Below are 23,404 nucleotides of genomic sequence, written 5' to 3'. Positions count from 1 at the left end.
GCACCAAGACAGGTATATTGTCCAAGCAAAAGGGTTCTTGTTATGCGACCATCACAAGTTCCTTGACCCACCGGAAAACCCATGTCGCCACAATCCGCTTACGAGTTCGTGATCTTCCTGCTTGGCCTTACCATCGTGTTGGAGCTTGCGGCGCGGCGACTGAATTTGCCTCCCGCAGCAGCCCTGATCGTGGGCGGCATCGTGCTTGCCCTGATCCCGGGCGTGCCAACCATCGAGATCGCGCCCGAAGTGATCCTGACGATCTTTCTGCCGCCTCTTCTGATGCACAGCGCCTATTTCACCGTCTGGCGAGACTTCAAGCGTTATTTTGTCGGCATAGCCTCGCTCGCTCTGGGGGCCGTTGCGTTTACCACTTTCAGCGTCGGCGTCGTCTTCCATCTTCTGTTCCCGCAGTTTCCCTGGGCCGTGGGGTTCGCGCTCGGCGCCATTGTCGCACCACCCGATGCTGTCTCCGCAGCTGCGGTTCTTGAGAGGCTGCACTTGCCAAGCCGGATCACGGCGCTTCTGGAAGGGGAGAGCCTGGTCAACGACGCCAGCGGCCTCGTCCTTTTTCGCTTTGCCGTCGCCGCGGCCCTGACCGGCAGTTTCAGCCTGTCGGAGGCCATCGGCTCCTTTGCATGGGAAACGATAGGGGGCGTGCTTGTCGGTCTCCTTGCCGGCTGGCTCGGATTGTTCGTGATCCGAAGGCTGCGAGAAAGCGAGCTGATCATCACGGCCACGCTTATCTTGACGGCACTTTCCTACATCGCTGCAGAACGACTGCACAGCTCGGGGGTTCTATCTACGGTGACGACAGGCCTTCTGCTGGGCTGGCATCAGCACGAAGCCTTCAGCGCGGCAACCAGGATTCGCACGCATGCCTTCTGGCGTGCGCTCGCCTTCCTGCTTGAATCACTGCTCTTCATCCTGATAGGGCTGTCGTTGCGCGGTGTCTTGGACAGGATCGGGGGATTGCGGGAGGGTATCGCGGAACTTGCCCTGCCGATCGCCGGCATCGTCGTCGTTGTCATCGTCGCCCGCTTTGTGTGGCTCCTGGGCTCAGGCGTCGTCCGCCGATTTGTCCCGCTATCCCGCCTATCCGGCGAAGCATCTTCGCTCGCGACTGCGACTGTCATCAGTTGGGCCGGAATGCGAGGCGTGGTCACGCTTGCCGGCGCGCTTTCGCTTCCGATGCAAATGCCGGGACGCGATATCGTTCTTGTGGCAGCTTTCGCCGTCATCGTGGTGACCGTGCTTCTACAAGGGACGACGCTCGGAGCTCTGGTCTCTCTCCTGAAGATCGGAAATCTGGACGAACAGCAAACGATTGCAGAAAACGAAGCTAATGCTTGGCGCCGGGTCGCGCAGGCGCAATACCAGGCGGTTCAGCGGCTGTCGCGCAACACGGATGGCACGCAGGCTCATCCGAGATTGCTGGAGCAATACAAGCACCGGGCCGAAGTTGCCTCCCACTACGAAGCGGATCGCGTCACGCATGACGTGATCAAGTCGGCCCATTTCGAGGCTGTGCTGCAGGCCATTCATGCGGGCCGTGCGGAGATCCTGAAGATGCGCGGCACCGGCGAAATCCACGACAGCGTCATGCGGCGGCTGGAACGGGAGCTGGATCTTCAGGAACTCGCCGCGGAAAACCGCCAGTAACGAATGGACCAGCGAAGCCTTGATAGGGGAGCGTGTGCGGCGTGAAGTTCAGTCGAACAATGCAAAAGGCCGATAAACAGACAAGAACAAGCGCATGTTTTTGCCCATCCTGTCTTTGCATTTCTTTTCCACGATCGGGCCATCGCTCATGAAAACCTACGTCATATCGCTGATTGCCGGCCTCCTGGTCGGAGTGATCTACAGCCTTCTCGGCGTGCAGTCGCCCGCGCCGCCGCTGGTGGCACTCGTCGGTCTGCTCGGGATACTGTTCGGAGAGCAGATCGTCCCGTTCGCCAGGGGGATGATCAACAGAGAACCGGCTGCAGTGTCATGGTTCAATCACGTCAAACCGCATATGTTCGGCCATCTTCCGGGCGCCAAGCACAGCCCGGATTCATCAAGGAAGGACTGAGGCCTGAGCGGATGTTCATGCCCGCAAGCCTCGCCATGCACGTGGCGGGCGCTTCCAAGTTCGATGTCGCCGCAATTTTTGAAAAACGGAACAACAATATGCCCAACAAACGCATATCGGCTTTCGCCGTTCTTGCAGTCTCTTTTTCCTCGGCGCTCCTGGCGGATCGGCCGGCCTTCGCCGATCCTGCATATAGTGTGGGTCCGCAATACGATACGACGCATGTCTATGTTGCGCCTGATGACATCGACCAGTTCGTCAAGAGCTTTACCGAGACGTTCGGCGGAGCAAGTACAAAGCAGGTGGTTGTTACGGTTACTCCGACGCCGAGCAGCACGAGTTCGCAGCTTGTCCAGACACCAGCAGGCACGGTTTCGCTCTTCGGCTTCAAGACGCCGATTCCCGCTCCTTTCGGGAAGGAGCGAAACGGATTTCTGGTGACGGATTTCGACAAGGCCGTCGAGGCTGCGCGTGCTGCAGGCGCGATCCTCACGGTCGCGCCATTTCCCGATCCGATCGGCCGCGACGCGGTGGTTCAGTGGCCGGGCGGCGTCAACATGCAGCTCTATTGGCACAATACAAAGCCGAATTATGAGCCGCTGAAGACAGTGCCGGAAAACCGTGTCTATCTTTCACCGGATGCCGCTTCAGCTTTCACGGAAGCCTTCCTGAAGTTCTCCGGTGGGAAAGTCGTGTCGGACGACAAGGATGCGGCGGGAGTGGAGATCGGACGGCCCGACTACACATTCCGGCGCATCCGTATCGATTCGAACTTCGGCAAGATGGTTCTGCTGGTGACCGATGGCCACCTGCCGTTCCCTTATGGCCACGAGGTCACAGGGTATGAGACCGACCAACTGACGGATACGCTTGCGCGTGCTGAAAAGAGCGGCGCGAAGCTCCTAGCGGGTCCCTATGATTCGGACGGACGCGCCGCTGCCATGGTGAGCTTTCCCGGAGGCTATATCGCCGAAATCCATTCCCTTCGTCGCCCTTGAAGCGCCACGCGCGAACTGGAATGTCGATTGGTCCTAACCGCGGGTGGCTGTCTTTGCGGCATCGCGGAAGGATACGAGCTTGCCGATTTTCTCGTCCCACAGCACGAGCCGGACGCAATGCAAGCTCTGCAGGAGGGTTATGCGGCCGATCCCCGCCAGTTCCGGGTGGTCGCGCAGCACCTCCGGGAGCCTGTAGTAAGGTATTCTGCTCGACAGGTGGTGCACATGATGGACGCCGATATTGCCGGTGAGCCAGCGAAGCACCAAGGGCAGGTCATAATGGGAGGCGCCATGCAGGGCGGCTTCCGGAAACTGCCAGTCGTCCGTCTTCGACCAGTGCGTCTCCTCGAACTGGTGCTGCACGTAGAAAAGCCAGACGCCGGCGGCGGCGGCCAGTAATACGACGGGCAGATGAACGACCAGGAAAGGAACGAGGCCGACAGCCCAGATCAACAAAGCCGCAAGCACGGCAATTGCCAGATTGGTGGCCATGGTGGACACCCAAGGCAGCGCGCCTGATGTCATCATGCCGAAGGGCAGGCGGTGCTTGAAAAGGAAGAGCCAGGTCGGGCCGATGCCGAACATTACCAACGGATGCCGGTAAAGGCGGTAGCCCAGACGCCCGGACCAATTGAGGGCTTGATACTCAGCCACCGTGAGTGTCGTGATGTCGCCCACGCCGCGTTCATCGAGATTGCCGGCCGAGGCATGATGGGCCGCATGTGCGCGGCGCCAGTAATCATAAGGGGTAAGTGTCAGGACGCCGAGCGTACGCCCCGTCCATGTGTCTAGCTGCCGCCGGGCGAAGAAGGAGCCGTGCCCGCAGTCGTGCTGGATCATGAACAGCCGGAGCAGGAATGCGGCGGCCGGGAGAACCAGGATCAATCCTAGCCAGAATCCGTATGCGATGGAGATATACGCCCCCGCCCAGAAAGCGGCCAAGGGCAGCACGGTGACGAGAAGCTCGAAGACGCTACGGGCTGGCCGCGGCTGCCGGTATTTGGCCAGGATTTTAAGCCAAGCACCGGCATCGTCATGCAAAGGCGGCTCGATTGCGCGGGCATGGGCGTTCATGAAATCCAATCCCTTTCCGGCCGCGATGAGCGGCACCGAAGCAGGCTAGACCCCACTCCCAGACATATGACCGTCAGGCTCTACGGGCCTTGCGTGCCGCATAACGGCGATCGCGTTCGGCCTTGCGTTCAGCTTCATCAGCGACGACGCGTGAAACGCGGTCGTTGATTTCCGCCTGCCGTGCCTCTGCCTCGGCCCGATCCTGCGCTTCGGCAGCAGCAGCGGCCTCAGCTGCCTCACGGAGAAGGCGTTCATTTTCAGCCGCCTTGAGGGCTTCGCGCTCTGCGCGGCGGGCGGTTCTTGCTGCGGCGACGGCCTCGCGAGCTGCCAGGCGTTCCTGCATTCCAGGATCAGTCGCCTTCGGCGCGGATGCAAATTTCGTCAAAAGCTCGCGCTTGGCATTATCCGCAGTTTTGCGGCGCTCGGCAAAGCTATTGTCGTTAGGATGTCTCAATATAGTGTCCCTATCCGATGTGGGTAGCCCCTCTTAGAGGCCGATCGTGTCTGGCGTATTACCATGTCATCCATGGACGGAGCCAGTTGCTCAAAATGGAAAAAGGCCAGACATATGCCTGGCCTTTGAAATCTTTTTGCCGCCATGCCGGTACATCCGTGGTCATGGGGTGGCTAAAAGCTTAAGCGGCCTGAAGCTGGCCTGCGGACATCTTGCCCGACTTGCGGTCCTGCTCGAGCTGGAAGGAGAGCTTCTGGCCCTCAACGATCGAGCTCATGCCGGCGCGTTCGACAGCAGAGATGTGAACGAAAACGTCGGCGCTGCCGTCGTCAGGCTGAATGAAGCCGAAGCCTTTGGTGGCGTTGAACCATTTAACTGTGCCAGTGGCCATAACGAACCCTTTTCATAGCAAAGATTAATATCCCACCGGGCGACGCACGATGGTTTTTCGACTTTTGAGAGGGAAAGTTCGTCAAGAGGCACAAGGCGCAGCAAAAACAAAGACCGGCAAACAAAGTATCGATGGGTTCTTGATACACCGCAAGCGCCGGAGCGTCAACCGCTTGTTCGGTTCAAAGGCTATTTAGCCATGGATGTGAGCATTGGCATAGGTTGGCGCGAGGAGGGGAGAACTCGTGTTTCAACAGGTCTCGCACCGCAGAAAGACAGCAAGGACAGGTTTCAGACGCAGAGCGAAACCGCGTCCGCGCCAATTCCGTATTGGCGCCGCTGCGATGCTCGGTTAAGACAAGGCATGAGCGATAATGTCATAAAGTTCCAGCGTCCCAAGCCGCCGAAGCAGCTACGGCACATGCCACTATGGCTGCGCCGCCTGCTGACGCTCCTCGCCCTCGTTGCAGTGCTTGCAGCGGTATGGGCATATTTCTATCTCAGCGGATCCGAAGCACCCACGCGCTGACTTCACCAGTTGCTTTGAACGGACCGCAGCTGAGGCCGCGCCAGTCCGAGATGGTCGCGCAGTGTCGTGCCCTCGTACTCGGTGCGGAACAGTCCGCGCTCCTGCAGGATCGGCACGACGAGCTGGGTGAAATCTTCGAGCCCTTCCGGGAAGAAGGGCGGCATGACGTTAAAGCCGTCGGCGGCGCGGCCTTCGAACCATTCCTGCATGCGGTCGGCGATTTCGACCGGGGTGCCGAGCACGACATGATGACCGCGACCGGCTGCAACGCGCAGCGCCAGCTGGCGGATCGTCAGGTTCTCGCGTCGTGCAAGCGCGGTCAGCAGTTCCGCCCGACTGCGCAGCTGATCGGAGATCGGCAGGTCCGGCAGCGGGCCGTCGGGATCGTAGTCGGCTAGGCTGTGGCCTATCCGTTCCTCAAGCAGCGGCATGGCGCTCTTGAGGTCCGTCCACTGGTCAAGCTCGGCCAGCTTTTCCTCCGCCTCTTTGGCCGTGCGCCCGATCACCGGCAGGAAGCCGGGCATGACCGCAACGTCGTCGGGCTGGCGGCCGGCACGAACGACCCGCTCCTTCAGGCTCTTGTAAAAAGCCTGCGCCTCCTCAAGGCTTTGCTGGGCGGTAAACACCACGTCGGCCGTGCGCGCCGCGAGGTCCTGGCCGGGGCCGGAAGACCCGGCCTGGATCAGGATCGGATGTCCCTGCGGCGAACGCGGGATGTTGAGCGGGCCTTTGACCGAGTAATATTTACCGTTGTGATCTAGCACATGAAGCTTGGCGGGATCGGCGTAGACGCCGCTCTGCTTGTCCTTGATGAAGGCGTCGTCGTCCCAGCTGTCCCAGAGGCCGCGCACCACATCCACGAATTCTTCCGCGACGGCATAACGCTCGTCATGGTCCGGATGCGACTTCGAGAAATTGTTGGCGGTGCGGGCATAGGAGGTGGTGACGATGTTCCACGCCGCGCGCCCATGGCTCAGATGATCGATAGAGGAGAAGGCGCGCGCCGTGTGATAGGGTTCGCCATAGGTGGTCGACGATGTCGCCGCCAGACCGATTCTATCGGTGACGACGGCCAACGCCGCCAGCAGCGTCAAGGGTTCGAAGCGGGCAATCGTGGAAGGATGTGCGTCGAGGCTACTGGTCAGGCCGTCGGCCAGAAACACCATATCGAATTTTGCCGCTTCCGCGATCTGAGATACGCGGCGCAGAAGGTCGAAATTCTCGCTGCCGGCCTCGGCACGCGGATGCCGCCAGCCGGAGACGTGGTGACCGGCGCCCTGCAGAAACAGGCCGAGATGGATTTGTCGCTTGGTGGTCATGGCAAGGTCTTTCGTCATTCAGGTTCAGACGGTGTCCTGGTTGAGCAAGGCCAGCAGTTGGTTCAGATCGGCGGCATTGCTCATGGAGCGGACGAACGAGGGGATCTCGGCAAAAGCGGGGTTGTCGGCGGTCGCATCCCGAAATTTCTGCGTGGGATCCGTGACACCCGGCAGGCCATCGAAGCGGCGGGTGATGGTGCTGCCGTCACGCAGTGCGATATCGAGAATGACGAACCGGGTCGTGGGATCGCTCGACATGCGGGGCGCACTTCCGTCATGGCGGCGGCTCGCCCGCTCGGCAAGCCCCATGATGCGCGGCTGCACGGGTCGGTCATCAAAGTGGTCGAGCCGCAAGGCACCGTCGATCAGGGCCGCGGAGAACACATATTCGGGGCTGAAGCGGGCCTCGATGCCATTGGTCGGCTTGCTCACCACCAATGCTGCATCGGCGCCCGGCGGATAGGTGAAGGTAATGCTGTCGATTGCGTCGGCGCGCAGGCCCTCATTATGCAGGTCGATGCCGAGCGAGGCGACCGGATGGCTGGCAGTGCAGCACGGATAGGCTTTCAGCGTCAGTCCCGGTGCCACGATTTGCCATGGCACCCCCCAGTTCTGCGTGAGCGCGGCAAGATTGTCCGCGCCAAAAGCATAGGCCGAATGGAACCCTACAGGGTTGTCCAGGAAATCGGGCGCACCGCCGAAACCCGCTGCCGCCAGCCGCGCCGAGAGCAGGCCGGACCTCGACGCCATGCCCGCGTGATAGGGTTTTGCGTCATAGCCGAACTGCAGCCGCAGGCCCGACGACTGGGTTGCCGCAAGCCCGAGCGCGACGGCCGTCCGTTCGACGGAGGAGCGCGTCAGATGGGCAATCGCTGCCGCTGCACCCACGGTCCCAAGTGTCGCCGTTGCGTGAAAGCCGTTTTCGTAGTGCTTTGAGCCGATCGACAGGCCCAGCCGCGCCATGGCCTCCAAGCCGACGACATAGGATGCCACCATTTCCTCTGCCGTGAATTCCCGTTCGGCGGCAAGCGCCAGCAGGGCCGGAATGATGACCGTCGTCGGATGGCCGCGCACGCTGGAATGGACGTCGTCATAATCGAGAACATGACCGGCATAGCCGTTGACCACGGCTGCAACCAGCGGATCCGTGCGTCGGCTGGTTCCGACCAGGATCGCGTTGCCGGGCAAATCGGCGCCGACGGCTTTGGCCAGGATGCCGGTCGTGCGGTCACCGGCGCCCGCAATCGTGCAGGCGAGGAAATCGATGATCGCCGTCCGGGCGGCAGCCATTGCGGCAGCATCGGCAGTCGGATCGGAACTGATGATCACTTGCGCTAGGGCTTGGGTCAGGGGCGCAGGGGCCATGGTCAAATTCCTTCGCCGTCGCGCACTGCGCCGCGCCCGCCGGAAAGGCCGCCGACGAACTGGCGGATGCGGGGGTTGTCGGATGTGTGGAATATCTGCTCGGGCGAGCCGTGGTCGATGATGCGGCCGTTTTCGGTAAACACGACCGTATCGCTGATTTCCTCGGCAAAGCGCATTTCGTGGGTCACCAGAATGCTGGTCATGCCGTCGCGGATGAGATCGCGGATCACCCAGAGCACTTCGCCCACCGTTTCCGGATCGAGCGCGGAGGTCACCTCATCGAACAGCACCAGTTCCGGCTTCATGGCGAGCGCACGTGCGATTGCCACCCGCTGTTGCTGGCCACCGGACAGTTGGCCTGGATAGGCATCCGCCTTTTCCGCAAGCCGCACCTTGTCGAGCAGTTCGCGGGCAAGCTTTTCCGCCTCTCGCCGGTCGGCGCCGAGGATGCGGGTGGGCGCCAGCACGATATTGTCCAGTACGGTAAGGTGGGGAAAGAGATTGTATTGCTGGAAGACGATGCCGACACGTTTGCGCAGCGCAATCCTTTCGCTCTCCTTGCTCAATTGATCGACGCGGGTCCCGCCGACGGTGATGCGGCCGCTCTGCGGCTGCACAAGCGCGTTGATGCAGCGCAGAATGGTCGATTTCCCCGAGCCGGACGGCCCGATGATCGACACGGCATCGCCCTTGTTGACGGTGAGGTCTATGCCCTTCAGCACATGCGTCTGCCCGAAGGACAGGTGGACGTCTTCCAGTCGGACGATCGCATTGTCGGCGGATGTGTTCATCGTCTCAAAATCCTCAAGCCGCGTTGAAGCGGCCCTCCAGGCGTCGTGTCAGGCGCGAGATCGGGTAGCAAAGCATGAAGAAGGCGGCCATCACCACGAGATAGGCGACGATCGTGAAGTCGAGGCGGCGCACGGCCGTGCTGGCGTCGGTCGCGGCGTGCAGGAGTTCGTGCACGCCGACCAGCGAGGCAAGCGCCGTGCCCATGGTGATCGACGCAAACAGATTCATCCACGGCGGCAGCGAGCGGCGCAGGCATTGCGGCAGGATGATCCAGCGAAGCGCCTGCCCTTGGGAAAAGCCGAGACCCTTTGCCGCTTCCCACTGTGTGGTCGGAATTGACTGGATGGCGCCACGCGTGATCTCGGCCACATAGGCGCTGGCAGGTATGGCAAGCCCGATCACCGCCTTTACCCAGTCGGGAAACGGCAGATAGTGCCCGGCGACGACGATTTCGAACGGAAAGATGTAGGTGGTCGCGAAGATCAGCACGAGATGCGGCGCATTGCGGAACACCTGCACGTAAGCGACGACCGGATAGCGCACCAGCCGATATGGCGCGAGCTCGAGAATGCCGAATAGCGTGCCGACCAGCGTCCCAAGCGTCATGGCCAAGAGGGCGATGACGATGTTCATCATGAAGCCGGAGGCGAGATAGGGCACCCAATCCAACAGCTCACGGCCAAGGCTCGGATCTGCAACCGACCATACCAGGATGATCAGCGGCAGAGCCAGGAAGCCCGAATTGCGGAGTAAATGCCGACGTTTGCGGGGCGGGGCAAGAGCGACAGTGTTCATATGCCATACCCCGGCACGGCAAGTTTGCGTTCGACCCACAGGCCGATCCGGGCAACGATCAGATTGATGATGCTGAAGAATAGAAGGATGGCGATCATGAGCGAAACCACGTTGTCGCGCTGGGTCCACACCATGATCGAGGCATAGGTGATCTCGCTCACCGCAATCGCATTGCCGACCGTCGTCAGTTTTACCAGATTGATGAGATTGTTGACGATGGCCGGCAGCGATGCGCGGAACGCCAGCGGCACCTCGACATATCTCAGGATCTGGAATTGACTGAAGCCTATGCCGCGCGCCGCCTCGATAGTCGAGGCCGGCACCGCTTCGATGCCGGCGCGGATCGCCTCCGCATGCAAGGCGGCAATATGCAGTCCGACCACCGCCACGACCCAGAAGAACGGCGTCAGCGGATTGTTCTGCGCTCCGCCGACGAGGTTTGACACGAAGGTGTTGAGCACCAGGAAGCTGAACATCAGCTGCACCAGCGTCGGCGTGTTGCGGGTCAACTCGACGAAGCCGCGTACCGGCGATGAAAGCCATAGCTTGCCGGAGGTCAGGCAGGCGGCAAAAAGCAGGCCGAAAATCAGACTGACTGGAATGAGGAGTGCGACCAGATAGAGCGTGGTGACGAAACCGTCACGCCAGATCTGCGACTCGTATCCTGTCGCCAGAAACTCGTAATTCAGACCGATCCTGCTCGTCAGGCTGACGAACAGGTCGCTCAGGTTCATGTCCTGCATATCGCTTTACCGGTGCTGCCCGCTACTTGCTGGCCGAAAGCGCCTTCTGCTGCTCTTCGAGGAATTTGGTGTTGAGCAGACGATTGGACTTGGCGAATTCGAGCAGCTTGCCGGAAGCGTGCAGCTTCTTGACGCTGTTGTCGAGTGCGGTCTGCGTGTCCTTCTCGCCTTTCCGCAGCCATATCACGGAATCGGACGGAATGAGTTCGGTCGGGAAGGGGATTGCGTAGTCCTTCCAATCTTCCGGACGGTCTTCCAGCAAAAGGCCGACGGTCGCGCCGACATGCACTGCGGCCACGCAATTGCCACCCTGGAGCGCGAGCAGCGATTCCGGCTGGCTCGGCAGAGCCTTGACCACGGCACCGTATTCTTCGATCAGGGGCTGCGTGTAGTTGGAACCCTGGGACACGCAGACGGGCTTGCCCTTGAGATCCGCCCAATCCTTCAACCCGCTGTCCTTGCGAACAACGGCAGCACCACCGGCGCGGTCATAGGCTGTCGGCACGTAATCGAGAACTTTTGCGCGGTCTTCGGTGTACTGCATGTTGGCGATTAGAAGATCGACCTTGCCCTGCTGCAGGAACTGAACGCGGTTTGGCGGCGTCACCGTGACGGTTTCAAGCTTGACGCCGAGATCTTCCGCCAGAGCCTTGGCGATATCGATATTGAAGCCCTTCTGCTCCTGGGTCTTCGGATCGATGTAGCCAAATGGAGCGCCCGAGAGGATGACGCCGACGGTCAGTGCGCCGCGGCCCTTGATGCGGTCCAGCGTCGCATCGGCGGATGCCTGCGTCGCCATTAAGGAGAAGATAGACAACGCGAATGCGGAAGTCATGGTCGCAAGCTTCATAGAGGGCATGGTGGCTCCTTGTTTTGGCCGGACCGTACCTGAGCGAAGCCTCTTCCACGAGGAAGAAAATACCTTAAAATGCATGAATGTCAGAAGAGATATGTCGTAATGTGGCTTTGGATTAGAATAATTACCGCGGGAATGTGCAGGCTGTTGGCGAGTGACCGACAGGTTGTCAGGCCGTGCAGGAGCCCCAGCGCGAGGAACAATAGGCGAGCCGAATTGTTCGGCGTCATTCATTTCTGAGGATGCGCTCCCTTGAACCTCAATACCCTTCTGTTCGGACGCCGGCTCGCCAACCGCGAAAACGAAGACAAGAAGCTCGGATGGATAGAAGCAGTGCCCGCAATGGGGCTGGACGGCCTCGGGTCATCCTCCTACGGCCCGGAAGCCGCTCTGACGATCCTTATCCCCCTCGGCGCTGCTGGCCTTACCTATCTAGGCCCGGTAATGGGCTGCATCATCGCACTGCTCGCCATACTCTATTTCTCCTATCGGCAGACGCTCGCAGCCTATCCGACAAGCGGCGGCGCCTATGCGGTGGCCAAGGAGAACCTCGGAGAATATCCGAGCCTGCTTACGGCATCCGCCTTGATGATAGACTACGTGCTGAATGTCGCGGTCGGCGTGTCTGCGGGGGTGGGAGCCCTGGTATCGGCAGTACCGGATCTTCACCCGTATATTCTTCCGCTTTGCCTTGCCATTGTCGCCTTTGTCACCATCGCAAACCTGCGAGGAACGGGTGAGGCGGGGTGGCTGTTCGCGCTGCCCACCTATGTCTTCATCGCATGCTTTCTCGGCGTTATCGGTTACGGCCTGTTCCGCATTGTGACCGAGGGTGATCCTCAGCCCGTGGTCACGCCGCCTGCACTCGCGGCTCCCGCCGGTGCTGCGGGTCTGTGGCTTCTCATGCACGCCTTTGCCAGCGGCTGCACAGCCATGACCGGTGTCGAAGCAGTGTCCAATGGCGTCAGCTCCTTCCGTGAGCCGGTGATCAAGAACGCCTATATGACCCTGACGATCATAGTGGTCGTTCTGGGACTGCTGCTGGCAGGTATTGCAACCCTGGCAACGTCCTTCGACATCGGTGCCATGGACCAGACCCGGGACGGCTACCAGAGTGTTCTTTCCCAGCTGCTGGGCGCGGTCACCGGCTATAACGGCTTCTACTATGTGGCGATGACCAGTCTGCTCTGCATCCTGTGCCTGTCGGCCAATACCAGCTTTGTCGGCTTTCCCAGAATCTGTCGCATGATTGCCGCAGACGGGTATCTGCCGAAAGCGTTCGCCCAGCCGGGCCGGCGGCTGGTCTTCACTGCCGGCATTCTGTTCCTGTCCGCGCTGGCGTGCTTGCTGCTCGTCGCCTTCGGCGGCATAACCGAAAAGCTCATCCCGCTATTTGCAATCGGTGCGTTCCTGACCTTTACCGTCTCCCAAACCGGCATGGTGGTGCATTGGCGCCGTCAGGAGAAGAAGCGGCCAGGCAAGCTCACCATGAATGCCGTCGGCGCCGTGGCGACAGGGATAGCGCTTGTCGTGATTATGCTGGCGAAGTTCACGGAAGGCGCCTGGATCACGTTGATTGCCGTCCCCTTGACGATCGGTGTCCTGAAGGCGGTCAAAAACTATTACAACTCTCTTGACAAGGAGCTTCGTCAGCCAGGGCCGATCGAACTCGATGAAGTGGAGCCTCCCACGGTTCTGGTCGTCATGGAAGAATGGAACCGGTTAAGCGAACGGGCGGTGAAGTTCGCATTGACGATTTCGCCCGACGTCGTCGCTGTCCATCTGGTGCGTCTTGGCGGTCCGGAGGCAGATGAAGGCGAGAAGGCTCTCCGCGACCAATGGTGTAGAGATGTCGAAGAACCGGCAGCCGCCAAAGGGCTGCAACCGCCAAGGTTGATGCTGATCCCGGCGCCGTACCGGGAACTGCATGAGCCGCTCCTGCGGCTTATCGAGAAGCTGGACGCCGATGCACCCGAGCGTCATGTGGCCGTGCTGATCCCGCAGACCGTAAAGGAAAAATGGTGGCAAAATATATTGCACATGAACCGTGGTGGCCGCCTACGAGCGCAACTCCTGAAATTCGGCGGTCCGCGCCTGACCGTCGTCACCGTGCCTTGGAGATTATCCCGCGAGGGAAAGCCTTCCGCATGATGAAGGACGACAGGCGTCGATCGGATCGACGGGCGTCATGCCAGTTCGGCGACCTTGTCGATATCGAGGGAGCCGGGCTTACCGCCGTCGCGCGCCAGCTTCGCCGCCGCTTGCTGAAAGGCTGCATTGAGCGGCACGGCAACGCCATGCAGCCGTCCGAGCTGCACGATCTCACCGTTCAGATAATCGACCTCGCTCGACGTGCCGCGTATATAGCTCTGCCACGTTGATTGCTGGCCGCGCTCGATACCGCTGCCTTCCGCCACGTGCCATCTGGATATATCGACGGCGCGCTCGGCAGGTTCGGCCAGGTCATATCCTGCTGCCTTGAGGACGAGCCGGGCCTCGGCAGCCAATCCGGCGGCAGCATGGCCGCGGGTCTCGGGCGAGCCAGCGAAAAGCTCCACAACGTTGGTCACATTATGCACCAGCTTTGCCGCCTTCCAGCGACGGATATCGGCGCGTGCTTCGGCCAGATAGCCGGCCTTGGTAAAATCGGCGGAAATAGCCGATGCGATATCGTCCAGGCCTTCCGGAAAACGGCCGATCGTAACCACGCCGACATTCGGCTCACCGCCCACAACCACTTCCCCGGTGACGGTGTAGCGTGCCGGAACCAATATGCTGGCCGCATAGACGCGGCTGAAGCGTCTCAGCGCAATTGTCTCGGCCGCCAACCCGTTCTGGAGGGTTACCAGCGGCAGCTCGGATGCCAAGGTTCCGCCTTCCACGTCCCGCCATGCCCAGAACTCGGCTGCCGCCTCGACATCCTGCGCCTTCACCGTGAGGACAAGAATATCGTCAGGCTGGAGAATAGGGGGCGATGCGGTATCGACGGCGTTCAGCCGAACGAGCTTGGTTCCCGCAGGACGGCGATAGGTGAGGCCATGTGCCGCAATATGCGCAATCTGGGCACCCCGCCCCACAAGGACGTAAGGGATGCCATGCGTTTCAAACTCTGCGGCGAGGCTGGCGCCAACTGCGCCGGCGCCGATGATGATGTAGCGTGTCATGTGCGTCTGCCGATCGGGAGTTGCTGAGGAAGAATGTGCGACGTGTCGGTGACGCTATGCGGTCTTGAGGGCAAGACGTTCCGTCGGAACGGTCGTGGGTACGGCTTGCGCCCGGTTCCATTTGTCGAAAGCGGTGCGGCCGAGCATCGAGATTGAAGTGTCTTCCTGCGGAGCATGGACGAGCACCGCCTGGATATCCCTGAAATGCCGTTCGAGCCCGAGATCGGCGCCGAGACCCGGATTGCCGAGGCCACGCACGGCGATCTCCACTGCCGTGCGAAGTTGCCGGCCGGCAATGAGTCGGGCGCGAATGAGCCTTTCCGCGTCGCCGTCGATGACCTTGAGCGCATCGAAAATGATCTGTCTTGCGCCAGAAACGAGCAGATCGATTTCGCCTGACAGTGTCACGAACCGTTCCGTCCGGGCGATCGGGTAGCCAAGATTGGTAGGCACGCGGTCATGGGCGAACCGAATGAAAGCTTCCTGCGCCGCTTCTGCCACGCCAAGATAGATCGCGGTCAACGCCAGTGTCATGGCTGCATGGCCTCGATTGTCCTGCTGGGCTACGGACGGATCGACCAGTTCCAATCCGTTCTCGGCCGGAATCTCGACATCGGTGAACTGGACGTCGTGCGAACCCGTGGCGCGCATGCCGAGGCTATTCCAGTTCTCGATGATCTCGATGCCGGGCAGTCCGTTCGGAACGACGAAAGTTCCAACCCTTGCAGCTGGCTCCTTGGTGTGCGCCCAGACGAGGAAATGAGTGAGACCATGCGCGCCGGTAACGAAGCGCTTGCGCCCGGTGATCGACCAGCCGCGGGAGGTCGGTCGGGCATAGGTGGCCGGCAGGCCGCCACGCGCCGGCGATCCCAGCTCCGGCTCGACGCGCGCTGCATTGAGAAGCAGGGGTCGCTGCTTTCCCTCTGCCAGCAAGCGCCGGTAGAGATCATCCGGCCAATGGCCTTTCGCGGCCTGCCCGAGATGGTTGAAGAGCGTCATGGCGCTGATCAAGGCGACCGACGGATCTCCTCGACCGAGCGCTGCAAGAATATGGGCGGCGTCGTAAAGCGATGCTCCCTCGCCGCCGTATCGGGTGGCGACGGTGCTCTCCAGAAGGCCGCTTTCGTGGACGGCACGAATGCCCTTCCACGGAAAATGACCGGAGCGGTCCGCGTCCGGAGCCGCCTCGGCCAGCACTCTGGCAGTTGCGTCCAGGACGCCGGGGTGTTTGGGCATGTTGTTAGCCTTATGATTACAAGTAAGCTACCGGGCCGGGCCTGAATGCTCAGGCAGCGGCCTTTCTCTTGGCGTCCTCACGCTCGCGGAGGCCTTCGCGTACCAGGGGCAGGATGTAGCGGCCGTAATCGACCGCGTCATTGTAGTTGTCGTAGCCGCGGATCGAGATCAGGTCTGCGCCGAGATCGATATAGTCGAGGATGGAATCAGCGATGGTACGTGGCGAACCAACCAGTGCAGTCGTTGCCCCGCTTGCATTGGTGGCGGTGACGGTCGGATACCAGAGTGCTCTATCGTGCACATCGCCGCGCGAGGCAATATCCAGAAGGCGCTGCGAGCCGACATTGGCTGGGCGAGGGGCGGAAAGCGGAGCCCGCGAGAGGCCCTTTTCGCGGTTCGCGTTCAGCCGGTCCAAAACCTTGTAGGCTTTCTCCCAGGCCAGTTCGTCCGTTTCGGCCACGATGGGACGGAAAGTCACCCAGATGCGCGGCCGATCCGTACGGCCGGCTTTCGCAGCTTCGGCATAGACCCTTTCGATCTGCTGTTTCGTTTCCGCCAGCGGCTCGCCCCAGAGGCCAAAAATATCGCAGAGCGACCCGCCGATCCGGTATGCGGCGTCGGAGGACCCCCCGAGCGAGATGGGAATGAGGCCTTTTGTTGGGCGCACGGCGCTGCGGAATTGCTTGAACTGGTAATATTTGCCATCGAAATCGAAGGGCTCGGTCGATGTCCATGCAAGACGCAGGATGCGGATATACTCCTCCTGCCGCTCGTAGCGCTCTTCCTTGTTCAGGAAGTCGCCCTCTCGAGCCTGCTCGTCATCGCTTCCGCCGGCAATGAAGTGGACCACGACGCGCCCGCCGCTCAGTTGATCGAGCGTCGCCAGAGATTTCGCGGCAACTGTCGGGTAAACAGTGTTCGGGCGTAGCGCCACGATGATCTTGATCTGCTTTGTATGGGCGAGAATGGTCGCTCCGATCGTGAACGGATCAAAGGAAGAAGATGAATAGGGGATCAGCGTGTAGTTGAAGCCATAGTCGTCGAGTGCCCGGGCATACCGCTCCAGGAAGAGCGCATCCACCGGCGCATCGGGAAGAGGAGTAAGATCGTTGGAGGCGTTCGGGAACGTGACACTGATAAATTCGGCTGTCATGTGAGGTTTCCTTTATTCGATTGGCCTTAAGGCTATGCCGCGTAAAGTGGGCAAGAAAGACAGGTCGTTCTTTTTCTATCGACTATGCAGAAAAAATCGCGGGCTAAGCGCGGTGCTCACGAGTTTGGTGACCATCCGAGGCTGGGTGCCACCGTCTTTACGAGGTCCGTCAAAAGCTGCACGTTTTCCGCAAAATCGAATGCGGGAGGCAGAAAGAGGACGACCTCATCGGCGGCGGCAAGTCCCGGATCGTTCAGAACGGCCTCGATCACCGTGTCGGGCCCGCCCTGAAAGACCGGCGAAATCTGCACTCCCGGTGGCTGCTTGGCCGGCCCGATCGCGCCTTTGGGGCGAGACGCCGCAATGCCAAGGGTTCGCCGCTCAAGATCGTAAGCCGCATATTTCTCACGCAACTCGACCGTGGTGCCGACCAGGATCGACGCTGCCACGGCGACCGGGGGCGGCTCGGTGCCCCAGATCCGGCGCCACGTGGTTCGGTAAGCCTGGATGATGCGGGCCTGATACTCGCTAAAGCTCTCGCCCTCGGCATGGTCGTGCTGGACCGTCCCGGATATTAGGCCGATCCCAAGCTCGGCAGCCTGTATTGCGGAGCCGATGCTGGCCGAACCCTGCCTTATTCGCGACCGCAGCGTGGGGCTGTGCGGCGTCACGCGCAGCTCTGTGCCCTCTGGAAGACCTTGATCGCTTCCGCTGACGGTATGAAGGACTTCCCCTCTGATCGCGGCGAGGAAGCGTGCCTGGCGCCGCTTGGCCTCGGTTCGCGCATCGGTGTCGGTCGTGCCGAACACGGCATCGAACGCTGCATTGGTTCCAGTCGAGACCGCCAGTTCCAGTCGGCCACCGATCAAGAGATCGGTGGTGCTGGCTGCTTCGGCCAGAAGGATCGGGTCCTGATAACGCATGGGAATGACTGCAGACCCCAGCGTAATGTGCCGAGTATGCTGGCCAGCAGCCGCAAAGAATGGAAGCGGCGACGAGAGATAGTGATCGAAGTGGCGCTGATAGGCCCAGCCCGACTGGTAGCCCAGTGTCTCGGCGGCCTTGAACAGCTCTATCCCATCGCGCAGACCCTGCGCCGGCCCTGCCTCGTCGTTGAAGGATACGCGCGTATTGAAGCCGAGCCGGTGCTTCGGGCGGAACGGCGCAGGCACGGTGGCGGCAGATGCGACGATGTTCATGCGATCTTTTCCTTCGTAAGGATCCGCCGTGCCCGTGGTTGTGGGAGACGAGCAATTCCGGAAGCGGCGGACGGGATCGAATCGAGCAGCGAGCGTGTGTAGGGCTGCTGGGGGTTGTCGAAGATGGAGCTAACGGTCCCATGTTCGACGATGCGCCCGCGCTGCATCACCGAGACTGTGTGGGCGAGTTGTCGCACCAAGGCCAAATCGTGGGACACGAAGACATAGGTCAGGCCGAACCTGGCTTGCAACGAGAGCAACACCTCGACGATGTCAGCCTGGACGCTGACGTCGAGTGCGGACGTGGGCTCGTCGAGCACGATCACGTCTGGTTTGAGAACCAGCGACCGGGCGATGGCGACTCGCTGGCGCTGGCCTCCCGACAAGGCCCCCGGCTTCCGTGAGAACAAATGTTCGCCGAGCCCTACATTGGCAAGCGCCTCGCGAACGATCTCGACCCGTTCCCCGGGCGTCCCGATCTTGAACCGGTCAAGCGGCTCTCGCACCAGTTGCTCGACCTTCCAGGTCGGATCAAGGGAGGTGAAAGGGTTCTGGTAGACGAGCTGGAGGTGACGCCATACTCCACGCAGAGACGCGGACGAGCGCTCTGGAAGCTGTTGGCCAGCGACCACGATCTTACCGCTGTCGGGTTCCTCAAGCCCGAGTAGTAGCCGGATTGTGGTGGTTTTTCCCGAGCCCGATTCGCCGACCAGAGCATGCGTGGTGCCGGCGGGTACGGAAAACGACAGATTGTCCACGGCTGTGAGAACCTTGCCGTCAACTGAAAACCTCTTCGTGACGGCGCTGACCTCGATCTTCGGCGGCTTGCCGGCGCCAGTATCGAGTAGACGAAAGCCGGGGTCTCGCAGCCTGGCATAACGGTCGGGGTTTAGGGCTGGAACATCGGCGTGCAGCTTCTTCGCATAGGCCGATTTCGGCGACGAAAACACAGCGGCGGTCCTGCCCGCTTCCTGCACGAGGCCATTCTTCAATACGACCAGCGAGTCTGCCCGTTCGGCGGCGATGGCAAGGTCGTGGGTGATGAGGAGCAGACTGATATCCAGGTCCCGCTGTAACCGGGAGAGTAGATCGAGGATTCGTTTCTGGATCGTGACGTCAAGCGCGGACGTCGGCTCGTCGGCGACCAGAAGCATTGGCCGGGGCAGGACGGCAAGACCGATCAACACACGCTGGAGCATGCCGCCAGAAAGCTGGTGGGGATAGGAGTCGTAGACCCGCCGGGGATTGTCGAGGCCAACCTGGGCGAAGGTCTCCAGGATCAGCTCCTTCCGGATTGCCTTGCTGGGTTCGTCGAGGAGAGCGGCAGCCTCCATCGCTTGAACGCCGATCGTTCGCACCGGATTGAGCGAGTTGCCGGGGTCCTGCGGCACGAAGCCGATGACCCGTCCGCGCAAAGGCCGGAAACGGCGCTCGGAAAGTCCAAGCACGTCCTGGCCGTCGAATTCCACGCGGCCGGTAGCGCGGCCTCCGCTGGGGAGAAGCCGCAAGACGGCCCGTGCAATGGTCGATTTCCCCGAACCGGACTCGCCTATCAGAGCAAGGCTCTTGCCAGGGTTGAGGTCGAAACTCACATCGGTGACGACCTGGTTCGGTCCGTAGGATACCGAAAGGCCTTCGGTTCGAAGCAGGGGCACAAGCAGTTGTGGCTTGGGCGCGCCGAACTTTACGCTTTGGATAGGGGCGGTCAGTCTGTCTTGCGTAGCCATCGGCTGATCCTATTCACAGAGAGGACGGTCGCGATCGTGACAAAAGCAGGCGCGTAAACCAGCCACGGCCATTTCAGGTAGTCCTTGCCGATCGAGATCAGCAGCCCCCAGTCGGAGGCGGGCGGGGGGTCGCCATAACCGAGGAATGCAAGGCCAGCGATCACCAGGATCGAGTCGCCGAACTGCAGCACTGCCAGCGGCAGCACGGAGCGCGACGCATTGGGAAAAACGTGACGCCACAGAATGTGCCAGCGCGATCCGCCCAGCAAAAAGGACGATTCGACGAATGTCGCCTGCCGGGTCTTTATGACCTCGGAGCGCATCACTCGGGCGAAGAGCCCTACCGCCGAAACGCCGGTGGCAATGGCTGCGTTCGTGGTGTCGAAGCCGATCGCGGTGACGACGATGACGGCTAGCAGGAATTTCGGAATCGCCAGCAAGACATCGACCATGCGGGCGAACACGATATCCACCCAACCGCCGAAAAAGCCAGCCAGAAGACCAATCAGGCCGCCCGCGACCACGCCTATGACGACTGCGATGAGCGCGCTGGATACCGAGGAAGAGGTGCCGTAGACCACACGCGTGTAGAGATCGCGGCCGAGGTGGTCTGTCCCGAACCAGTTCTCGGCGCTGGGAGCCAGCAGCTTGTGGGCGGGAACGCCGTTGATCGGGTCATGATTGGTGAACAAGCCCGGCGTGATCGACCACGCAATCATGAGGGCGACGATCGCTATAGAGAGCACGATGGTCGGTTGTACCCGCAGGGACGCCAGCCGGCCGATTGCCGATCTGCGCGAGGGGGAATGGAAGGAGGCGATGGTCATGGCGTCACCGCCTTGGAAAGATCGGTGAAGCCTTCATCGGCTGTGGCCGGGCGACGCGCCGAAGGGCCGATGAGTTTTACCCGAGGGTCGAGCAGGGGATAGGCGAGGTCGGCGATCAGGTTGACGAGTACGAAGACAACCGCTGCGAGCGAGACGACCGCCTGAAGGACAGGTAGGTCCTGGCTGCTGACCGAACGCTGCACCAGGCTGCCGAGGCCGGTGCGTCCAAAGACGGTCTCGGTGATGAGCGAGCCCCCGAGCAGTTCGCCGATCGTCAGCGCGATGACCGTGATGACAGGAAGCGACGAGGGCTTGAGCAGGTGCTTGGTGAACAGGCGCATCTGCCCGAGGCCACGGCCCCGCGCGACGGCTGCATATTCCTGGCCGGACTCATGGTCGAGATTGGCGATGAGCACTTCAGCGATTTGCGCGGAAATGGGAATACCGAGCGCGACGGCCGCAAACAGGGTCGCCCAGAAGCTATTCGGCTCGATGACCCGGAAGATGCCCAGTTGAAAACCGAAGAGGTGGATCAGCACCAGGCCGATGACGAAGTTTGGCACGGACAGGAACAAAGACGGGAACCCCCGCAGCAGGCCCTGGCCGAACCGTTTTGGAAGAAATTGGGTGCCATAGGCGATCACCGCCGCCAGCAGAAGCGCGACGACGAGGCCCGCTGAAGCCAGAACCAATGTCGAGGGGAGCACCTCTGCGATCAGAGTTGCCACCGGGCGATTGGTTCGCATCGACAAACCCAGATCACCGGTCAGAAAGCCCGACAGCGCCGTCCAAAGCTGCACCGGGATCGGTTTATCCAGGCCTTGGGCAGTGATGATCTCGTTGATCTCGTCTGGAGTGAACCCGTTCTGCGGATTGTTCAGAACGTTGGTGATCGGGTCGCCCGGCAGAATGCTGACGACAACGAAGGTGAAGACATAGGCCAGCAGGATCACGACGGCTGCTTGGATCAGGCGTTTTGCAGCGTAGTTTAGGTAGGCTTTGCTCATGCCGGTCACCTTCTCGCGTTACTCGGTCGACTACGCGTCACTCGCTTTTCGTAGCGGTGTAGTAGCTGGCATAGGCGACGCCGTTGTAGACTTCCCCCTTGAGCTTGGGAGACTGCGCATAGATGCGCTGAACGATCTGGGTGCGCGGAATGAAGTAGCCCTGTTCGAGGACATATTTCTGAAGTTCGTCGAGCAGAGGCTTTCGAGTTTCGGCAGATCCAGCGCCGGCGATCTTGTCGCGCAGCTCGTTGAGCGCCTTGTCGCTCTCATCGAGGGCAAACCAGTTCTCGCCGTTATTGGCGTTGGTCAGGATGCTCGCGACGGTTCCCGCGTCGATGAAGCTGCGCGTCACCTCGTAGGCGGGCACGGCCAGGCTGCCGTATTTGACCTTCTGGCCGAAGGTGACGACATCGTAGGCGCGGATGGAGACTTTCCAGCCGATCTTGCCAAGCTGCTGGGCAATGAGCTCATCCACCGATTTCGAGGTCGCAAGATAGGGATTGGAATGCAGCGTCAGCAGCAGTGGTTTCCCATCCTTGGTGCGGATGCCATCGGCACCTTTTACCCAGCCCGCCTCGTCAAGCAGTTTTGCGGCCTTGTCTGGATTGTAGGCCAGCAGGCCGCTCTGGTCGGTCGCCCCGGGCACGTTGCTCTGGATGAAGGACGTCGCGAGCTTCCAGTCTGGCGTATAGACTGTGTCGATGATTTCCTGGCGATTGATGCCGGCCTGAAGCGCCTGGCGGACCTTTACATCGTCATAGGGCGGAAGCTTGGTATTGATGGCCCAGCCATTGACGAAGCCGAGGTAGCGCGGTGTCGCGACGGTAAAGCCCTCTTCCTTGAGGGATTCCAATTCCTGCGGCGAGGCATTGTAGGCGACATCTGCCTGCCCGGACAGGACGGAGGACACCCTCACCGAGGGCTCGGAGACCAGCTTGTAGGTGATCGAATCCAGAAAAGCCGGACCTGTATGGCCGACTGCCGCAGGCCCCCAGTTGTAGTCCTTGCGCTTGACGAGCTTGACGTAGTCGCCCTCCTTCCAGGATTCGACCACGTAAGGACCGCTGCCGGAGGTCTTGCTGAGATCGGCCTGCTGGTTGGCGGGCGCGGCGATGGTCTTGGGCGATATGAGGATCGAGCCGTGGTAGCCGAGGGTGGGTATGAAGCCGAGGGTGGGTTTCTTGAAGAAGACCTTGACCGTCGCTGCATCGACTGCTTCCGCCCGATCATAAGTCTTCGGGAAGAGACCGATGGGGTTGATGCCCTCGGCCTTACGGCCGGCATACCAGATGTCGAGGTTTGCGACGACGGCTGACGCATCGAGCGGCGTCCCGTCGGAGAAGGTCACGCCGTTCTTGAGGTGGAGCGTGAATTCAGTGGCGTTGTCGTTCTGCTCCCAGCGCTCCGCAATCCACGGGGTGACCTCGCCCTCGGCATCGACGTAAAGGAGCTTGTCGGTCACATGACCCCAGATGTGACCCTGGAAGCTGGAAATTGCGCTGTTGTTCGGAATCCAGGTATCGCCGAGTGAGTCGATGAGGAAGGTGATGTCACCTCCGTTGTTCGGGCTATCCGCACTCAGAGCCGGCGACAATCCTGCCGTTGCCAACAAAGCGGCGGTGGCCAATGCAGAGCTGGCGATCAGCAGACGGCGCCGGGAGACAGAAGGAAATCTGGGGCGGTCGGTCATTGTGTATCCTAA

22 protein-coding genes are annotated in these 23,404 nt (G+C 61.0%); 5 read left to right on the top strand and 17 right to left on the bottom strand.

Annotated elements, in window-relative coordinates; translation table 11 throughout:
* The first annotated feature begins 81 nt into the window (after positions 1–81).
* The 3 genes from EPK99_RS02105 to EPK99_RS02095 all read left to right on the top strand — a co-directional run bounded on the left by EPK99_RS02105 (position 82) and on the right by EPK99_RS02095 (position 3,072).
* A complete protein-coding gene (locus tag EPK99_RS02105) occupies positions 82–1,662 on the top strand; it encodes a Na+/H+ antiporter (RefSeq protein ID WP_128440972.1) in 1,581 nt (526 codons plus the stop codon).
* A gap of 148 nt (positions 1,663–1,810) precedes the next feature.
* Complete coding sequence (locus tag EPK99_RS02100) at positions 1,811–2,074, top strand: XapX domain-containing protein (RefSeq protein WP_128442120.1); 264 nt, start codon at positions 1,811–1,813, stop codon at positions 2,072–2,074.
* A 98-nt stretch (positions 2,075–2,172) separates the two neighbouring features.
* Entirely contained in the window at positions 2,173–3,072 is a 900-nt protein-coding gene (locus tag EPK99_RS02095; RefSeq protein ID WP_128442119.1) for a glyoxalase, read from the top strand.
* 33 nt (positions 3,073–3,105) lie between these two features.
* Here EPK99_RS02095 and EPK99_RS02090 read toward each other — a convergent pair whose 3' ends face one another.
* The 3 genes from EPK99_RS02090 to EPK99_RS02080 form a co-directional block, all read right to left on the bottom strand.
* Complete coding sequence (locus EPK99_RS02090) at positions 3,106–4,146, bottom strand: fatty acid desaturase (protein WP_128440971.1); 1,041 nt, start codon at positions 4,144–4,146, stop codon at positions 3,106–3,108.
* Between the two features lie 73 nt (positions 4,147–4,219).
* On the bottom strand, positions 4,220–4,600 hold the full coding sequence (locus EPK99_RS02085; protein WP_128440970.1) for a DUF6481 family protein: 381 nt from the start codon (positions 4,598–4,600) through the stop codon (positions 4,220–4,222).
* Between the two features lie 181 nt (positions 4,601–4,781).
* Entirely contained in the window at positions 4,782–4,991 is a 210-nt protein-coding gene (locus EPK99_RS02080; protein WP_128440969.1) for a cold-shock protein, read from the bottom strand.
* A gap of 363 nt (positions 4,992–5,354) precedes the next feature.
* Between EPK99_RS02080 and EPK99_RS25200 the strand changes: the two genes are divergently transcribed.
* On the top strand, positions 5,355–5,519 hold the full coding sequence (locus EPK99_RS25200; RefSeq protein ID WP_164901671.1) for a hypothetical protein: 165 nt from the start codon (positions 5,355–5,357) through the stop codon (positions 5,517–5,519).
* 2 nt (positions 5,520–5,521) lie between these two features.
* Here the strand turns inward: EPK99_RS25200 and EPK99_RS02075 are convergent, their stop codons facing one another.
* From EPK99_RS02075 to EPK99_RS02050, 6 genes are read right to left on the bottom strand one after another with little or no spacing between them, the layout of a single operon-like run.
* A complete protein-coding gene (locus EPK99_RS02075; protein ID WP_128442118.1) occupies positions 5,522–6,838 on the bottom strand; it encodes an LLM class flavin-dependent oxidoreductase in 1,317 nt (438 codons plus the stop codon).
* A gap of 24 nt (positions 6,839–6,862) precedes the next feature.
* Positions 6,863–8,209, bottom strand: coding sequence for an MmgE/PrpD family protein (locus EPK99_RS02070; RefSeq protein WP_128440968.1), 1,347 nt, complete (start codon positions 8,207–8,209; stop codon positions 6,863–6,865).
* Entirely contained in the window at positions 8,206–8,994 is a 789-nt protein-coding gene (locus EPK99_RS02065; protein WP_128440967.1) for an amino acid ABC transporter ATP-binding protein, read from the bottom strand. Before EPK99_RS02065 ends, EPK99_RS02070 begins: the two co-directional genes overlap by 4 nt.
* A 13-nt stretch (positions 8,995–9,007) precedes the next feature.
* Entirely contained in the window at positions 9,008–9,790 is a 783-nt protein-coding gene (locus EPK99_RS02060) for an amino acid ABC transporter permease (RefSeq protein WP_128440966.1), read from the bottom strand.
* A complete protein-coding gene (locus EPK99_RS02055; RefSeq protein ID WP_128440965.1) occupies positions 9,787–10,533 on the bottom strand; it encodes an amino acid ABC transporter permease in 747 nt (248 codons plus the stop codon). Before EPK99_RS02055 ends, EPK99_RS02060 begins: the two co-directional genes overlap by 4 nt.
* Positions 10,534–10,555: 22 nt before the next feature.
* A complete protein-coding gene (locus EPK99_RS02050) occupies positions 10,556–11,383 on the bottom strand; it encodes a transporter substrate-binding domain-containing protein (protein ID WP_164901713.1) in 828 nt (275 codons plus the stop codon).
* A 258-nt stretch (positions 11,384–11,641) separates the two neighbouring features.
* On the opposite strand from EPK99_RS02050, the gene EPK99_RS02045 reads away from it, so the two are divergent.
* Entirely contained in the window at positions 11,642–13,540 is a 1,899-nt protein-coding gene (locus tag EPK99_RS02045) for an APC family permease (protein ID WP_164901669.1), read from the top strand.
* Positions 13,541–13,575: 35 nt separating this feature from the next.
* Here EPK99_RS02045 and EPK99_RS02040 read toward each other — a convergent pair whose 3' ends face one another.
* From EPK99_RS02040 to EPK99_RS02005, 8 genes are all read right to left on the bottom strand, one after another.
* Positions 13,576–14,553 carry a ketopantoate reductase family protein gene (locus EPK99_RS02040; protein ID WP_128440963.1) on the bottom strand — a complete coding sequence of 326 codons (978 nt, stop codon included), beginning with the start codon at positions 14,551–14,553 and terminating at the stop codon, positions 13,576–13,578.
* A gap of 54 nt (positions 14,554–14,607) precedes the next feature.
* Positions 14,608–15,789: an acyl-CoA dehydrogenase family protein gene (locus EPK99_RS02035; protein WP_128440962.1), complete on the bottom strand. Its 1,182-nt coding sequence runs from the start codon at positions 15,787–15,789 to the stop codon at positions 14,608–14,610.
* A 49-nt stretch (positions 15,790–15,838) separates the two neighbouring features.
* Entirely contained in the window at positions 15,839–16,942 is a 1,104-nt protein-coding gene (locus tag EPK99_RS02030) for an LLM class flavin-dependent oxidoreductase (protein ID WP_128440961.1), read from the bottom strand.
* Between the two features lie 116 nt (positions 16,943–17,058).
* The gene (locus tag EPK99_RS02025; protein WP_128440960.1) at positions 17,059–18,141 is read right to left on the bottom strand and encodes an LLM class flavin-dependent oxidoreductase; all 1,083 of its coding nucleotides are present in this window, start codon (positions 18,139–18,141) and stop codon (positions 17,059–17,061) included.
* Positions 18,138–19,868 (bottom strand): ABC transporter ATP-binding protein, encoded by a 1,731-nt coding sequence (locus EPK99_RS02020; RefSeq protein ID WP_128440959.1) that lies wholly within the window; start codon positions 19,866–19,868, stop codon positions 18,138–18,140. The genes EPK99_RS02025 and EPK99_RS02020 overlap by 4 nt, the downstream gene beginning before the upstream one ends.
* A complete protein-coding gene (locus tag EPK99_RS02015) occupies positions 19,847–20,695 on the bottom strand; it encodes an ABC transporter permease (RefSeq protein ID WP_128440958.1) in 849 nt (282 codons plus the stop codon). Before EPK99_RS02015 ends, EPK99_RS02020 begins: the two co-directional genes overlap by 22 nt.
* Complete coding sequence (locus EPK99_RS02010; RefSeq protein ID WP_128440957.1) at positions 20,692–21,702, bottom strand: ABC transporter permease; 1,011 nt, start codon at positions 21,700–21,702, stop codon at positions 20,692–20,694. The genes EPK99_RS02015 and EPK99_RS02010 overlap by 4 nt, the downstream gene beginning before the upstream one ends.
* A gap of 37 nt (positions 21,703–21,739) precedes the next feature.
* Complete coding sequence (locus EPK99_RS02005) at positions 21,740–23,392, bottom strand: ABC transporter substrate-binding protein (protein ID WP_128440956.1); 1,653 nt, start codon at positions 23,390–23,392, stop codon at positions 21,740–21,742.
* Between the last annotated feature and the right edge of the window lie 12 nt (positions 23,393–23,404).

The sequence above is a fragment of the Neorhizobium lilium genome, from assembly GCF_004053875.1.
GTDB classification, from domain to species: Bacteria; Pseudomonadota; Alphaproteobacteria; order Rhizobiales; family Rhizobiaceae; genus Neorhizobium; species Neorhizobium lilii.
Note: the sequence above shows the minus strand (reverse complement) of the source record. Positions and strands in the feature narration are given on the sequence as shown.